General features: G+C 35.3%; 10 protein-coding genes. 2 read left to right on the top strand and 8 right to left on the bottom strand.

The window, feature by feature from the left end; translation table 11 throughout:
- The first annotated feature begins 1,606 nt into the window (after positions 1 to 1,606).
- The gene (locus B2745_RS14510; protein WP_304068109.1) at positions 1,607 to 2,986 is read left to right on the top strand and encodes a LutB/LldF family L-lactate oxidation iron-sulfur protein; all 1,380 of its coding nucleotides are present in this window, start codon (positions 1,607 to 1,609) and stop codon (positions 2,984 to 2,986) included.
- Positions 2,937 to 3,794, top strand: a complete 858-nt coding sequence (locus B2745_RS14505) for a hypothetical protein (RefSeq protein WP_304068121.1) — start codon at positions 2,937 to 2,939, stop codon at positions 3,792 to 3,794. Before B2745_RS14510 ends, B2745_RS14505 begins: the two co-directional genes overlap by 50 nt.
- Here the strand turns inward: B2745_RS14505 and B2745_RS14500 are convergent.
- The 8 genes from B2745_RS14500 to ruvA form a co-directional block, all read right to left on the bottom strand.
- Positions 3,783 to 4,397: a SprT-like domain-containing protein gene (locus B2745_RS14500; RefSeq protein WP_304068107.1), complete on the bottom strand. Its 615-nt coding sequence runs from the start codon at positions 4,395 to 4,397 to the stop codon at positions 3,783 to 3,785. The genes B2745_RS14505 and B2745_RS14500 overlap by 12 nt on opposite strands.
- 28 nt (positions 4,398 to 4,425) lie before the next feature.
- Positions 4,426 to 6,540 carry a ferrous iron transport protein B gene (feoB, locus tag B2745_RS14495; RefSeq protein WP_304068104.1) on the bottom strand — a complete coding sequence of 705 codons (2,115 nt, stop codon included), beginning with the start codon at positions 6,538 to 6,540 and terminating at the stop codon, positions 4,426 to 4,428.
- Positions 6,541 to 6,546: 6 nt separating this feature from the next.
- Positions 6,547 to 6,762: a FeoA family protein gene (locus B2745_RS14490; protein WP_026905428.1), complete on the bottom strand. Its 216-nt coding sequence runs from the start codon at positions 6,760 to 6,762 to the stop codon at positions 6,547 to 6,549.
- Positions 6,763 to 6,972: 210 nt separating this feature from the next.
- Positions 6,973 to 7,371, bottom strand: a complete 399-nt coding sequence (locus tag B2745_RS14485; RefSeq protein WP_304068101.1) for a VanZ family protein — start codon at positions 7,369 to 7,371, stop codon at positions 6,973 to 6,975.
- Positions 7,371 to 7,748: a glycine cleavage system protein GcvH gene (gene gcvH, locus B2745_RS14480; RefSeq protein WP_304068098.1), complete on the bottom strand. Its 378-nt coding sequence runs from the start codon at positions 7,746 to 7,748 to the stop codon at positions 7,371 to 7,373. Before gcvH ends, B2745_RS14485 begins: the two co-directional genes overlap by 1 nt.
- A gap of 82 nt (positions 7,749 to 7,830) precedes the next feature.
- Entirely contained in the window at positions 7,831 to 8,085 is a 255-nt protein-coding gene (locus B2745_RS14475; protein WP_304068095.1) for a DUF1456 family protein, read from the bottom strand.
- Between the two features lie 2 nt (positions 8,086 to 8,087).
- Positions 8,088 to 15,110 carry a cell surface protein SprA gene (sprA, locus tag B2745_RS14470; RefSeq protein ID WP_414691937.1) on the bottom strand — a complete coding sequence of 2,341 codons (7,023 nt, stop codon included), beginning with the start codon at positions 15,108 to 15,110 and terminating at the stop codon, positions 8,088 to 8,090.
- Between the two features lie 79 nt (positions 15,111 to 15,189).
- Entirely contained in the window at positions 15,190 to 15,774 is a 585-nt protein-coding gene (gene ruvA / locus B2745_RS14465; protein WP_026905424.1) for a Holliday junction branch migration protein RuvA, read from the bottom strand.
- Positions 15,775 to 15,790: the final 16 nt, after the last annotated feature.

Raw genomic sequence — 15,790 nt, 5'->3', positions numbered from 1 at the left:
TGATCCAGTTTCTCCTTTGTCTCCTTGAATACCTTGAGTACCTGTTAATCCTATTGGGCCTTGTGGACCTACATCACCTTGATCGCCCTTATCGCCTTTGTCTCCTTTTGCTCCGGTTATACCTTGTGCGCCTGCTTCTCCTTTATCGCCCTTGTCTCCTTTTGCTCCTGTCAAACCGATTGGACCTACTTCACCTTGTGGACCGGTTGCTCCGGTATCCCCTTTCGGGCCTGCTTCGCCTTGGNNCCTTGGTCTCCTTTATCTCCCTTTACACCAGCTATACCTTGTGCTCCTGTTGCTCCGGCATCGCCTTTCTCGCCTTGAATACCTTGTGGACCTGCAGCTCCAGTTAATCCTATCGGACCTTGTGGTCCTGCTTCACCTTTGTCTCCTTTTGCTCCGGCTATACCTTGTGCGCCTGTATCACCTTTAGGTCCTACTTCGCCTTTATCTCCCTTTACACCAGCTAAACCTTGAGCACCTGCATCGCCCTTTTCTCCTTGAATACCTTGTAATCCTGCTTCGCCTTTATCACCTTTATCTCCCTTGTCGCCTTTTGCGCCAGCTAAACCTTGAGCACCTATATCTCCTTTTTCGCCTTTTGCTCCTGTTAAACCGATTGGACCTTGTGGACCTACATCACCTTTCGGGCCTGCTTCTCCCTGATCTCCTTTTTCTCCCTTGTCACCTTTCGCTCCTGTTAATCCAATTGGACCTTGTGGTCCTACTTCACCTTGCTCACCTTTTTCCCCTTTTAGACCCTGGGGTCCCATATCACCCTTTTCTCCTTTAGGTCCTGCTACAGCGTTACTTTGTTTTGAGCCTCCACTAGATTTTGCATATAATGCAAATGGAACAGCTAATAATTCCGTACTTCCAAATACTTGAAAATTATTTCCACCTGAAAGATCAAGTTCTACCTTTAAAAAATAGTTGCTGACTGAAAAATCCACATCAGTTAATCTTAATGATCCGGTAGGTTTTCCTCTTCCTATGACATGAGAAAAAACACCAAATTGATTAGAATTAACTTTTTGAGTCTCCGTGTAGACTGCAACTCCATTTGCTGAACCGCTTAAAACGGTAAATCTAGCGTGGATAAGCTGATTGGATAGTTCTTTACCATCTGCTTTTCTAGCCACAGCTTGATATTGAAAACCATTTAATCCGTCTTGAGCAACTAAACTGCTAAATGCTAACAGTAAAAAACTCAGTGTTGAAAGTAGAAATTTTCTCATATTGTATTGATAATTATGACGCAAATGACAATAGTTAAGCCATGAGCTATTTGTCTCAAAAAAACTATATGTTTTTAATTTATATTAAAATTAAGGGTTTGGTTGTTTAGCAATTAATGGTGTTTAATAACAAAGCAAAATCTTATTTAACACTAAATAAAGCATATTTTTAAATAATAGCAGTATTTAATTGAAGATTTTTATTTTAACTATCAACTAAAACCTTTTTATTTAACACTCAACCATTAAAGTGCAACTTTTACCTCAAAAATTCCCATATTCATCATAAGCTGTATTCATAAAATCCACACTTTATAAGAACTTCATATTAATTGTATGTAGATTAGTTTTATTCTTAAATTTGAGCTATGATTAAGTTTGCCGAAAATTTTAATGAAGTTTCAAAAGAAAAAGCTTTTGATAAAAAGCATAGAAATATTATTAATTATAATATTGGCAAATATGATGTAGCAGTTACCAGAGGTCTTTCCAGACTTATCAACTTAGAGCATGCCAAAAAGAAAGGGCATGTAATTAAGTGGAGAGTTATGGAAAATTTAGATAAACTATTACCAGAATTTGAATCTAATTTTCAAAGAAAAGGTGGAAAAGTTATTTGGGCCAACAATGCTGAAGAAGCTAATCAAGAAATCCTTCAAATTATTAAAAGAAGCGGAGCTAAATCTGTTATCAAATCTAAATCAATGGTAACAGAAGAGATTCATTTAAATGAGTTTCTGGAAAGCCATGAAATAGAATCTTTAGAATCTGATTTAGGAGAATATATTGTTCAGCTGCTTGGTCAAAAGCCTTATCATATTGTAACGCCTGCCATGCATTTGAGTAAGGAAAATATTGCTCAGCTTTTTCATGAAAAGTTTGGCACTCCGGTAGATGCTACGCCACAACAACTTACCTTAAAGGCTAGAGAATTATTAAGAGATAAATATTTAAGTGCTGATATTGGTATTACTGGCGGCAATTTTCTTATTGCTGATACCGGAAGTATAGCACTTACAGAGAACGAAGGTAATGCCCGTTTAACCACAACTTTCCCTAAAATACATATCGCAATTGTAGGTATTGAGAAATTAATACCATCTATTACAGACTTAGACCTTTTTTGGCCCATGCTTTCTACGCATGGCACTGGCCAAAACTTAACTGTTTACAATACCATTTTAAGTGGCCCTCGTAAAGCTGACGAGACTGATGGACCAGAAGAAATGTATGTTATTTTATTGGATAATGGTCGTACAGATTTATTAGCACAAAAAGACCAAAGACAAGGATTATATTGTATCAGATGTGGAGCTTGTTTAAATGGTTGCCCTATTTATAAAAATGTGGGAGGACACACCTATGATACTACTTATAGCGGTCCTATTGGCTCTATCATTACGCCACATTTAAGAGGAATGCAAGATTTTAAGCATTTAAGTTATGCCTCTAGTTTATGCGGAAAATGTTCTGAAGTTTGCCCTGTTAAAATAGATATTCATAGCATGCTTTTATTAAACAGAAGAGATGCTGTGAACCAGAAATTAACTACTTCATCAGAAAAATTAGGCTGGTATTTTTGGAAAAATTCTATGCTTAAAAGAAGTAAAATGGATATGGTGGGTGGCAAATTGAAAAACTTTGTGATGAATACCTTCTTTGGAAAAATGTGGGGAAAAAACAGAACGCTTCCTAAAGTTGAGCAACAATCTTTCAGTAAACAGTGGAAAGATAGAAACAAACAATAAAATTATCCCTTATACCATGCTAAAATATGTTGTGTTTCTAATAGGTTCTTTAGGAATCATTACTTCATGTAATTCTGTTAACCAAAGCTCTTTGGTGGCAGTAAAAGACTCTATTAATGCTGTTAGTATCACAGATACAAGCATATTAATTTATACCGAAGGCTTATTGAAATTAAAAGACTCTTTTGAAAAATCAGAAAGTCCGGTTTACAGTAAAGGAGACTATGCTTATTTCTTTTGTTCATATAAAAAAGACGGCGAACCTGTTATTTATCAGGAGTATGGCGATTCTGGGGAATACGGTTTCCAGGAAAAAACGTATTTTTTAGAAGATGGCGAAATTGTACTATTTACTGAGAAAAGCAAGCTCTTGATTGCTGATAGCCAAGGAGATTATCAATATAAAGAATATAGATATTTTTACAGAAATGGGATATTTTTAAAAGCAGAAGAAAAAAGTGCCGCTAACGATTCGGCACTTCATAAACTACCATTTGTAAAATTGGATGAAAATTTAGCTGATGAAAAGAAAGTTTTTGATTTTACAGAGATAGAAAGTGCATTGCAAGGAACAGGCAAATATGCCCTAACCTTTAATAAGTTGAACACCTTAAATAGCAAACAATACTTGATGTTGAGTAACAATAATTTAAGTATTGATGTGGCTTACTTGATAAAAACGCCAGATTCTTTAATTCATGATATTGCTTTACAACCGTCTTTTTATAAAGGTAAAAAGCTTGATATTAACTTTGAAAAGCAGGGTAAAACTTTAATGATTTATAAAAATGGAAGCTTAGCTCACTAATTTAACTTCTGCCAAAGGATTAAAAAGATACATTCTACCTGTTTTAACTTCCAAACATCTAAATCTGGTTCTTATTTTATTGAGTTTTTTAAACTCCCTACCATTAGGAAGTGTAAAATGTTGATTTTCTACAACATCTTCAACATGTAAAATATCTTCTTTAGGCGCATCGTAGCGCTTAAGGGTTTTATACAAATCTTTATCGGCACAACTAGAAGCTGCAGGATTTTGCAAATAAGAAACTACAGCTTTTTTAACATCTAAAGGAAAAATATCCAATTCAAAAAAAGGAAGCATCATCTTTTTAAAGGTATTTTTCCACTCGGTACCATGAGGCTTTACCCTACTTTGATGGGCATTCCAAGTAACCAGATGTGCAAACTCATGAACGGTAGTTATCAGGAAAGCGTAAGGATTAAGATTATAGTTTACAGAAATACGATGATGACTACCTCTAAATGGCGGTCTATAATCTCCTAGTTTAGTATTTCTTGTTTTGGATATTTTAAACTCACAAGCATAATCATCAATCCAAGCAGCTATAATGGGTGCCGATTGTTCTGGTAAGTACTGTTTTAAAATGCTTATTTTATCTTGCTTCACAAAGAATAAATATCGGCAAATAAAGCAATTATTTCAAGAGGTTATATACAATAAAACTTGCTCCGTAAGCCAAAACCAGCATATAGAAGAATTGGATAATTGGCCATCTCCATTGCTTAGTTTCACGATAAACAACGGCCATGGTGCTCATACATTGCATCGCAAAAGCATAAAATACCATTAAAGAAAATGCTGTAGCGGTAGTAAAAACTAAAGCTCCGGTTTTAGCATTTCGGGCTTGAGCCATTTTGTTTCTTACGGGCTCCATCTCAGAATCGTCTCCATCTACAGAATATAGAGTAGCCATAGTGCCCACAAATACTTCACGAGCGGCAAAAGAGGTAATTAAAGAAATTCCGATTTTCCAATCGAAACCCAAAGGTTCTATACTAGGTTCAATAAATTTACCAACGATACCTGCATAAGAATTCTCTAGCTTCTCTGAGCTTTTCAAGATGTTTATCTCTTCCTCAGTATACTGGGAGGTGATTTCTGAAGAACTATATTTTTGGTCTATTTTCTCTATTCTATCTCCAGGACCATAACTCGCCAAAACCCATAACACAATAGAAACCGCAACAATAACTTTCCCGGCTTCTGTTACGAAGGTTTTAATACTACCAAACATGGTGAGCGCAACGTTATTCCACCTTGGCATACGGTAAACCGGAAGCTCCATAATGAAATAACTTTTTAGATTGCTCCTGATGATAATTTTCATCACCCAGGCAACTAAAATAGCCATTACAATACTAAGCAGGTACATCAACATCAATACTAAACCCTGTAAATTGATAAAGCCAAGCACCAATTTTGATGGTACTACTAATGATATAAGTAAAGTATAAATAGGTAAACGGGCAGAGCAACTAACCAAAGGTGTAACCATAATGGTGATGATACGGTCTTTCCAGTTTTCAATAGTTCTGGCACTCATGATTGATGGTACAGCACAAGCCAAACCACCAATTAATGGTACTACAGACTTACCACTTAAACCAACTTTACGCATCAATTTATCCATCATAAAAGTAACACGGGCCATATAGCCGGTATCTTCTAAAACAGATATAAAGGCAAATAATAAAGCAATTTGAGGGATGAAAACCATTACACCGCTTAATCCTGCAAGTACTCCATCTATTAACAGATCAGTAAATACACCTGCGGGTAAATAAGTATGACCTAATTCTGCTAGCCAAACAAATACGGTTTCTATCAGCATCATAGGATACTCTGACCAGGCAAAAATTGATTGGAAAATGGCAAATAGAATTAAGAAGAATATCACAAAACCCCAAACTTTATGTGTAAGGTAATGGTCTATTTTATTACTGATGTTTTCTTCTAAAGCTACAGATGTATAAACAACAGTATCTAATAAAACTTCGTTGATAAAATTATAACGGGCAATAGTTTCTGTGGCTTGTGCTTTTTGTGGGTGGAAATCATAAATTTTTTCTTGCTCTTCTATCCACAAACTGTCTTCTTTAGAGATATACTTTAGATTTTCATGTTGATGAACAATCTGAAGTGCTACATAAGGATTATCAATTTTTAATTTCTTGCTAACTGCTTTGATAAGCTCAGGAGCGATGCTTTCCACATCAATGGTAGCATGTTGTAATGGGATATTTGTACTGTAAGAAATAGCACTTTTCAGCTCATCTAAACCTATAGATTTTCTTGCTGCCAAAGCTACAACAGGTACGTTTAGCCTTGTGGCTAAAGCATTAATATCAATCTCGATATTACCTTTTTCTGCCTGGTCCATCATGTTTAAAGCGATGATAACCGGCAGTTTTAAATCAGCAATTTGGGTGTATAAAAGTAAATTTCTTTTCAGGTTAGTTGCATCGGCAACAATAACCACCAAGTCTGGATGTGAGGAATTATCTGGATTAGAAAGTACTTCAAAAACGATGGTTTCATCTGCACTTTTAGGATATAAACTGTAAGTACCTGGTAAATCAATAATTTCTACCTGTTTACCATCTGGTAATTTGCATAAACCAGATTTCTTATCAACAGTAACACCTGGGAAATTTCCAACTTTTTGGTTTAAACCTGTTAAAGCATTAAAAATAGTTGATTTACCTGTGTTGGGGTTACCAACAAGTGCTACTCTGAGTGTACTTTTCAAGTCAGATTAGATTAGTTCAATAGTTGAGGCTTCACGCTTTCTTAAAGATAATTGATAGCCGGATACAGTTACAGCGATGGGGTCTCCTAGTGGAGCAATTCTTTCTACCTTAACTGCTTCTCCAGGTAAACATCCCATCTCCATCAATTTTACAGACATTTCTAAATCTGTAAATTCTTTAATAATACCTTGTTGTCCTATTGCTAATTGTGAAAGCTTCATGATCAAAATGTATATATGAACTGGACGAAATTAAGGCTTATTTAAATTAAATCCAAATTAGAAAGACTTAATTTATATGAATTTAGAAGGTGTTTTTATTTAGATAAAGGAAGAGCGATATCAATTTTAAATTTTGGGCAATCGCAACCTTTTTTAAACACAAAACAGCCTGATAAAGAAACCATTATCAATATAAAAAAAATAGTATAGCTAAACTTTTTCAATGATTCTGGATTTACGATGTAACAATAAATAACTAAATATACCTGCGCCAACGCCTAGCATATCCGAAATAAAATCCCACCACTCGGCAGAACGATAAGTAAATACTTTCCATTGTAGTATTTCTACACCACCACCTATAGCTGCTGTGATGATGATGATTTTAATGATGGTAAGCGGGCGGTAATGATAACTGTTTTGCTGATTTATTTTTCCAAACAACAGCAAAACAGTTAATATGAAAAAGAAACCCAAATGCACCATTTTATCAAAACCTTCAAAAAACAAGGGCAATTGATTATCTGGCGACATAGGTAAATTGCAAAGTATCAATACCAATATTGCCCAAGCAATTGCCGGCCATTGAAACTTTATGGTTCTTAACATTATGCGCCTATTAAAGCTTGATAAGCATCAGCAGATAATAAACCAGCAGAATCTTTTTCTGTTAAACTAATTTTAACCATCCAGCCATCCCCGTAAGGGTCTTGATTTACCAATTCTGGGTTAGCATCTAACTGGGCATTTACTTCAAGTACTTTACCGCTTAGAGGCATAAATAAATCAGAAACGGTTTTAACTGCTTCTACAGTACCAAAAATATCACCTTCTGCAACATCGCTACCAATGGTGTTGATATCAATATACACGATGTCTCCTAATTCTCTTTGAGCAAAATCTGTAATGCCTACAGTTGCTACATCACCTTCTATTTTTACCCACTCGTGGTCTTTGGTGTACTTTAATTCGGCTGGAAAATTCATTTTTTATCTTTTATATAATTACAAAAATAGCTAAATCTATCATATAAAATTTGATAGTTAATGATGATAACTTAAAATAGCTTTAATCTTCTTGTTCTGTTGTTTCTGACTGTTGTTCTTGGGGGCCACGCAAATGAATAACCAAACCGTTTAAGAAATTTCTTAAGATTTGATCGCCGCAGGGCTTATAATTAGGATGATCTTCTCGCCTGAAAAAAGCACCTAATTCGCTAGGTGTAACTCTAAAATTTACCAATTTTAGAATTTCAATAATCTCATCATTTCTGAGTTTTAGGGCTACGCGAAGCTTCTTTAATATTTCGTTATTACTAATCATATTTATTGAATAGTGAACCTTAGATTGATGCCAAAGTTACTAAAGGCTGTGTTAAATGTTTGCGATGTATAAGGCTGCGTGATGTTTGAATCGTAAAAGACTCTTAAATTAAAACGCTGGTTTAACACATAATCTATACTTGGCCTGAAGGTGATGTTTTTAGACCCTCCAGAAATCTCGGCATCGTCTACATCTGCTCTGAAAATGACAGTTTTATTATCTTTTATAGCTACATCAAGTTTAAAGTTTAAATCGTTTTTAAGATTTACACTTTTAAACAAGCCAAAAGGGAATCTAAAGTTTGCCGTTCTGTATCCAAACCCAAATACAAAAGCTTGGTCTTTTTGTTGTGCTAACTGACTGTTTGCTAGGGCAAAACTTAAAGAACGGGATTTTCTATACTCGATATTGATGGTCATGCTGTTTTTTAACCGCATATCTATACCTAATAAAGGCACAAATTGCTCGAATAAAGTTACCTGAGAGAATTGATAAAAAGGTAAAAAGTTATTTTGTTGATCTCTTGAGTTTACAGCACCATTAAGTTCTGAGTATCTGATTAAAGAGTTGAATGCGTTAACGTTATAAGTTGAATTATAACCATGTGTTACATCAAAGGAAGAGAACCATTGACTCATGAAAGGTAGCTTTGCTAAACCATTATAAGTCATACGCCAGTTTGGAACTGGTATTTTTTTAAAGCTATTTAACGTGATACTACCCGCATCTTTATTTAAATAAGCTGCTAATAACGCCGGTATGACAACATCCTGAGAGCTTTTGTTATAACCATCGGCGAAATTATCTGCTCCTAAACCGCTGCTATTAGGATTTTGAGCACCTAACCTTCTGGAAATAATTTCTCTATTTACCAAGAATTGCTGGAAAACGGCCGAATTTTTATCACTATTCTTTTCTTTGAAAGCGGTTCCTAAAGAAATTATAGAAATGCTATAATCTCCGGAAGTGATGGGTCTTAAACTTTCGAAACCATTAGTTGCTGCATCAAATCTAAAATTGGTTGAGAAATTTCTACTCTGATTTTTGAAAACGGTTAGCTCTAACCTAAAATCTTTAAAAGGCTCTAGCGTACCTCTTAGATTAAGCTTTTCATTCAAATTCTTTACAAACAATTGGTTTAGCAAAGTATCTCTGGTTAACCAGCCATTTTGTAAAGCAGTGCCTCTTATATCTTCCTGTGAGCCTAAAACAAAACCTAAACCTGGTGCATTGGCAGAAAAATCCATACCAAAAGCATTGGTTTTTGGTAAGTAGCCTGGTAAAAATGTACCATCATTACGGATGTAAGAACCACTTACGTTTTTGATGGAGAAAAGCACATCAAATAAGGCTTTGCTTAACCCACTAGCGTTGCTATTTGCACCATTCATTTTACGGTAAAAACCTAACTTATTGTACAATAAATTGAAGTTTAAAGTAGGATTTAACTGAACTGTACGAGAGTTTTGTATGGTATTACCAAAGTTTACATCAGGGTCGTTGATACTGATTAAAGGCTCTGTCATCCAGCTAAACTGGGTTTGATAACGGGTAATAACATTTACAAACTCTAAACCTGGTATTTTATTGATAGGTACTGTATAACTTAAACTTACGGTATGGTTATAATCTGTTGTTCTGCCCAGATTTCTGAAATTATTCCAAAGTGTATCTCTTTTTAAGCCTGTTATTCTACCTTCTGGCTCATCTACTAAAGAAAGATTGGTGGCATTAAAATCGAGTTTTAAAGTTTTTGTTAAGTCCCAACTGATGCCATACAACCTGCTGATATTGAAATTTTTATTAAAAGTGGTTTGTATAGGAATCGTATTATTAGGGTCATTATCCCGGAGTGTATTTTCTGAGTACAAACGGTTAACCTCTATCCTGAAATTTAAAACAGAAGGCAATAAATTAAAATTAAAGTCTTTTAATAAAGCTAAATTATTACTCTTAATAAGTTTACTAAAGGGTGTAATAAAGGTTGCCTGATTGTTATAATTATAAGCTAAAGAACCTCTATAGTTTTTTTGTATTGAACTTTGGTTGATAAAATCGCGATGATCATACTCATTAAAAGCATAAGTAAGGCTTAAGTTTTCTATATCCCAAATTCTGCTTTTTGCATCGGGGTTGGTTTTTATTTTCCTAACATTGGTAAAATTTATTCCACGTCTTAAAGTATAATCTTGTGCATAATTTAAGATAGAATCTCTGGCACCACGCGGTAGTAAATCCATGATATTTTTCAATTCTAAATCTGGATTTCTTGGATCAAACTGTGGTGTACTTAGTTGACTAGAGTAATTAAAATACATCGGGATTTTGATACCCGTTCTATCAGGGAAGAACTTCCCTAGCTCAAAACTGGTTGATAAATCAAAGAATTGATCATCAGAACGGTTAATCTCGCTTACACGTTTTTCTAAAGAGGCAAAACCAATAGTACTTTTATTTCCAGAGATGGTTACATCGCCAAAATCAGCAAGTTTGGCATTCATTCTGGCTGTTGCCGCCCAACCACCACGCTCATCAAAATCTGTCAATCTTAACTCGTTAAACCAAATTTCTACGTTCTTATCTAAACCATCATCTGGTCTGCCATCATTTTTATTCAAAGGATTTCTGACACCAAGCATGATTACCCTTAGCTTACTTAAATCTGGCTGCCCCTTGATGGTAACTTTATTTTGCCCATCAGCAAAAGAGTAAGGGATATTAAATGGCCAAGGTGAGCCATTTAAAGTAGCATTATTTCTTGCAATTTTAGCTTGCTGCAATAGTCTAAATTCTAAATCTAGCCTGTTTTCTGCTGGCCAGATAGCTTCAGGATCTCTAGAACCTGCGGTGGTAACTTTCATTGGTATTTCATACTCATAGTAGTTATCCAAATTATCGGTACCTAACCTCAAGAAAGCATGAATATCACCATCATTTAAAGGTGCTGCCATCATATCACTTTCTGCATGGATAAACATTTGTACTCTTTTGTATGCTCTTACATCATTAACCGTAGTTTTAAAAGCTGCTCTTGAGTATCCGTCTCTTAAATTTTTAACCACAACAGAAAGTGATTGCTCGTTTTGACGCGTATCACCTCTAAAATTTGAGAAATCTCTTTCTCTGATAATGCCTGGAGGTGTAACATAAGGAATAGGTGTTCTGGTACCATTTTCCTCAATGTTTACCGTAGTAACGTCTAAAGTAGAATTATCTAAACCTACATTTCCTAAAGCTGGGTCTACCAAAACTTTATCGGGTTGTGCTTCTGCATTAAACCTTCTCCACTCGCCCCTAACTAATTGTAATCTGGCAAAACGTAATACCGTAGTATCGGCAAAATCTGTTAAATACATACGCATAAAGCGGATAGACTTAAAATCTTGGATACCCCCAACTCTATCTCTAAACTGTGCAACCGGAACTTTAAACTGATACCAAGTAACGTTTTCTGTTGTTCCATCGGCTAATCTTACGGCTGCAACCACACGGTCTGCAATAAAGTTTTGCCCTACCACTAAATCTTGCGGTCTGATACTTACCTTATACTCAAAATACTCATCTGCTTTAGTAGTACTATTGTCTCGGTTAACATCTTCTCCATCCGGTAAAGGTGTTGAAGCTGAGTTCTCAATACCTAAAGCATCTTGAGATTGTTGTGATGTTTTTGAGTTTCCTTCTGTACCGTTAAAATTTTCATACCTTTTTAATATACCTGCGTTAGTTTGGTCTAAAGCCGGACCACGGTAATACACATAATCATCAGAAGAAGGATCTGCATTGTAAAAACTAGCCGCCTGCGAGTTTAGCTGTGCTGTAATCTGGTTAATTTGCGTTTGGAATTTGGCCTGCTCTGCAACGTTATTTAATCCGTCTAAACCAATATCTTGTATTTGGCGAGCATTAGGATCGTTATCAAAAGCTTGTATAACGGGCTGTAATTTTGGCACTCTTCCCCAAACAGTTTCATCCGTTTTTGTTGGGTCGTTATCAGGCGGAATACCATTTTCTAAACTTCTACGACCATCTTTCAAAATATCTTCTGAGATGTTTCCAATATTTAAATATAAATCTCCTCCTTGTGAACCTGGCTTATAAATAAAAGGATCTAGAACCCAAAACTCTATAAACTCAATATTTAGCGCCTCAAAATCATTGGTTTCTATCCTTCTAAACATCCCGCCCCAGCGCTGCCTTGGGTTTGCTAAAGTTCCATCAGAATTTAAACCTGTAGCTGTAAAATTATAAGGACCACGTAGTGTTGGATAGTAAGCTACGTTAAAAGTTGGTAAAGTTAATAAAGTACCTGTAGCTACCTGTCTGAAAGGGAAAACCTCGGTTTCTAAAACTTCTCTTACATAATGGTTAGATAGCTCTGTACGGTTACCCGCTATGTTTGGTGGTGTTAAATTGCTTCTGTTATAAAAAATTGGGTCTATGGTAAAATAAGAGAGTTTTGCCCTATTAAACCCATAAGATAAGTCATTGGTAAGTTGAGATTCTGGAAAACGTTGCGGTGTACCAGATATTTGCCAGTTTACGGGACTTTTCAAATCTATAATAGATCTGCTTCCTTCAAAATCATCAATATAACTAACGCCACCTTCGCTACCTGCAAAATCTAAAGCTTTTGGATGCCCTGGGTCAAATTTAGCAAACTCGCCAGTGAAGGTAAAACTCGATTCTTCTTTGGTTGATAAGAAAGGGATTTTATCAACTAACTTTGTTAAAAACCTACTAGATGTGTTATAATTAACATCGAAACCATACATGGTATTAGAGATAGACTCTTCTCCAAAATTTACTTTCTGCGTTAAAGGAGTTTCCTTCAAATTCATGATGGTAGCCCCAAGGTTTAGTTTCTCGTTGGCTTTATAATCAAATCGGGTTCCAAACAAAGACCGCTGTTGAATGCCAAATAACTCGTTACTTTCTAGCTTTATTTTTATGGGTTGACCCGAGTTTAATAAAGCTTGGTTAAGAATTCTTACTCGTCCGATATTATAATCAACGGTATAATCTGCACCTTCTGTTAAGCGTAAAGTTCCGGCGGTTACCGTAACCGAGCCTTCTGGTACATTGATAGCGTTTAACTGAAACTCTGAACTTACTTGTGATTGATAAGTTCCTTTGATGATATATCTGTTTAAAGCTGGGAAAAACTGTTGTGCTAATGCTTTGGTAGAGTCGTAAAGCGGTTGGTAAACATATTTACTGATAAGCGCTTGTTCGGTTGTTTCATCAAATTGAGCTCTTAAATCTTTACCAAAAGGCTCAATCACAGGGAAAATAATTCTCCCGTTTAGAGGGTCAATTGTTTGGCCTTCTAAGAAATCAAAGAAACCATCGGGCTGTCTGGCATTTTGCTGATTTAGTCTATCCACACCAGTAACTTGCAACCATAATTTGCTGGCTAAAGGCCGATTGTTTTCATCTAGCTTAGCTCCCTCAGTAATTAAAGGTTTTTCTATACCACTCTCATCCAAACGGAAAATATTCAACCTAAAATCATTTCTGCTGATTTGATAAGCACCTAAGGCATAAATATTTTTCATCATTAAATCCCAAATTGGCAAATTGGTTTTAATAGTTTCGTTTTTTAAGAGTTTTGCGTAAAGTACCTCAGGATTATCTGGTGCTACAGGTCTATCTGTTGAAAACTCACCCACCTGAAATTCCTCGCCATTTACAGTATAACGATAAGCTACAGCTAATACTTCATCAGCGTTGAGCGCATTATTTAAAGAAATATATCCCAAAAGCGGATTTAATGTGTACTCTCTTTCGGTTAATTTCCTGGCATAAGTTAATTTATTATAATTATCCGTACGGCCAGAAGTTTGAAAAAAAGCATCAATATCATTAGCATTGGTTAGCCTAGCACCTGCCGGGATTTGTTGTAATAAATTATTTGATTGCGGTTGCGGAAAGTTCTGATCAGTAAAAGCTGATGGAAATCTATTCCCTCCACCGGTAAATTGGGTGGTGTTAAAAGGTGTATTTTCTCCCAAATCTAGAAATGCCAATATGTCTCTAGAGTCTGTTGTGCTATTGCTACGGTTGGTAACCCAAACTTCTATACGGGTAATATTGATACTGGAAGTCACTACCGGAAGCCTAGACATAGCAGTATTGAAGTTATCCCTAAAATATTGCGCTAAGAAATAATGTTTATTGGCTTCGTAATTATCAGAAGTTATCCTAAACTCGTTTTGTTGCGAGCCATTGGTAATATTAATTTCTTTTGCCTGAGATTTTTGTTGAGAGTATAAACTGGTTACACCCAAGCGCCCAAATTGCAACTGTGTTTTTACCCCAAATAAAGCTTGACTACCTGATATTAAGGTTGTATTAAGAGGAAAATTAACCATACCTGCTTCAAGCTTTTGTATGATTTCATCTTTCTTTCCAGTATATTCTAGTTTAAGTTGATTTTCAAAATCAAACTGTGCTTCTGTATTATAATTAGTACTTATTTTTAATTTCTCGCCAATATTACCAATCAAATTCATTTGAATTCTTTGGTCAAAATCAAAATTACCTTGCCTTCTTTGTCTTTCATTAAACAAAGGGTTTTCATTTTTATTGATTCTACCAGAGAAAGTTAAATCTGCTGTACCACGCGGTTGTATGTTAATAGTATTACCTCCAAAGATTTTCTCAAAAGATTTACTTTTTACCACTACTGATGGCATAAATCCATTTGACTCTGCAGGAATACCCGTAACCACCAAATTATTCCAGTATTGTTTTTGTATTCTTTCTTGCTCTAATTTTTGGTACTCTTTAAAACTTAGAAATTGTGGTGCTTTATAGTATTGGTTACCAATTTTTTCTGTTATGATGTATTTTTTTGTAACAGGATCATAGGTTACGCTACGCTTTATATTAGCCGGATTTTTTAGGAAAAGACTTTCATCCCGACCAAAAACAGGCGTTGTACGCGTGTCATTAACCGGATACTTAATCTTTAAAGAGTCATTACTAGTGATGTTTTGCGAGAAACCAACACTTTTAATGCACAAAAACAAAATAATAATTAACCACCTGTTCAAGAGACAGGAAATATTAATTTTCAAACGTATTAGGGTTTAGGATAAGCAATTAAAGGTTTTTTAAAGCAATTTTTATTATTTCTTCTACAGACAGCGTTTTTTCTGCGTTTTTCAAAGCAAAATCTACAGCTTTTTCTGCGCTGTTTTTTACAAAACCCAACATTACCAAAGCACTTAACGCTTCTTCTTTGGCAGTATTGTTTAAAGGTGCAGAAATTAATGTACCTGTACCATCTTTTTTCAGTTTATCCTGAAGCTCTATAATTAAACGCTGAGCAGATTTTGGCCCAATACCCTTTATGCGCTTAATTTGATCAACATCTCCTTTAATAATCGCATCTTCTATTTCTTGTGGGGAGATGGAAGAAAGCATCATTCTTCCTGTATTTGGCCCAATACCGTTAACCGATATCAAATGCAGGAATAATCTTTTTTCGCCTTCTTCTATAAACCCATAAAGTGTATGTGCATCTTCTTTTACATGGAGCCAAACATACATCTTACATCTTTCTTCATCTTTTAATAAAGTATAAGTGTGTAAAGAGATGTGGAGCTGATAACCTACTCCTCCAGCTTCAATAATAACATAAGTAGGACATTTAAAAGTTAACCTACCATCAATATAAGCGTACATGAATACTTAATTTATT

The organism is Pedobacter glucosidilyticus (genome assembly GCF_002483235.1).
GTDB classification, from domain to species: Bacteria; Bacteroidota; Bacteroidia; order Sphingobacteriales; family Sphingobacteriaceae; genus Pseudopedobacter; species Pseudopedobacter glucosidilyticum_B.
Note: the sequence above shows the minus strand (reverse complement) of the source record. Positions and strands in the feature narration are given on the sequence as shown.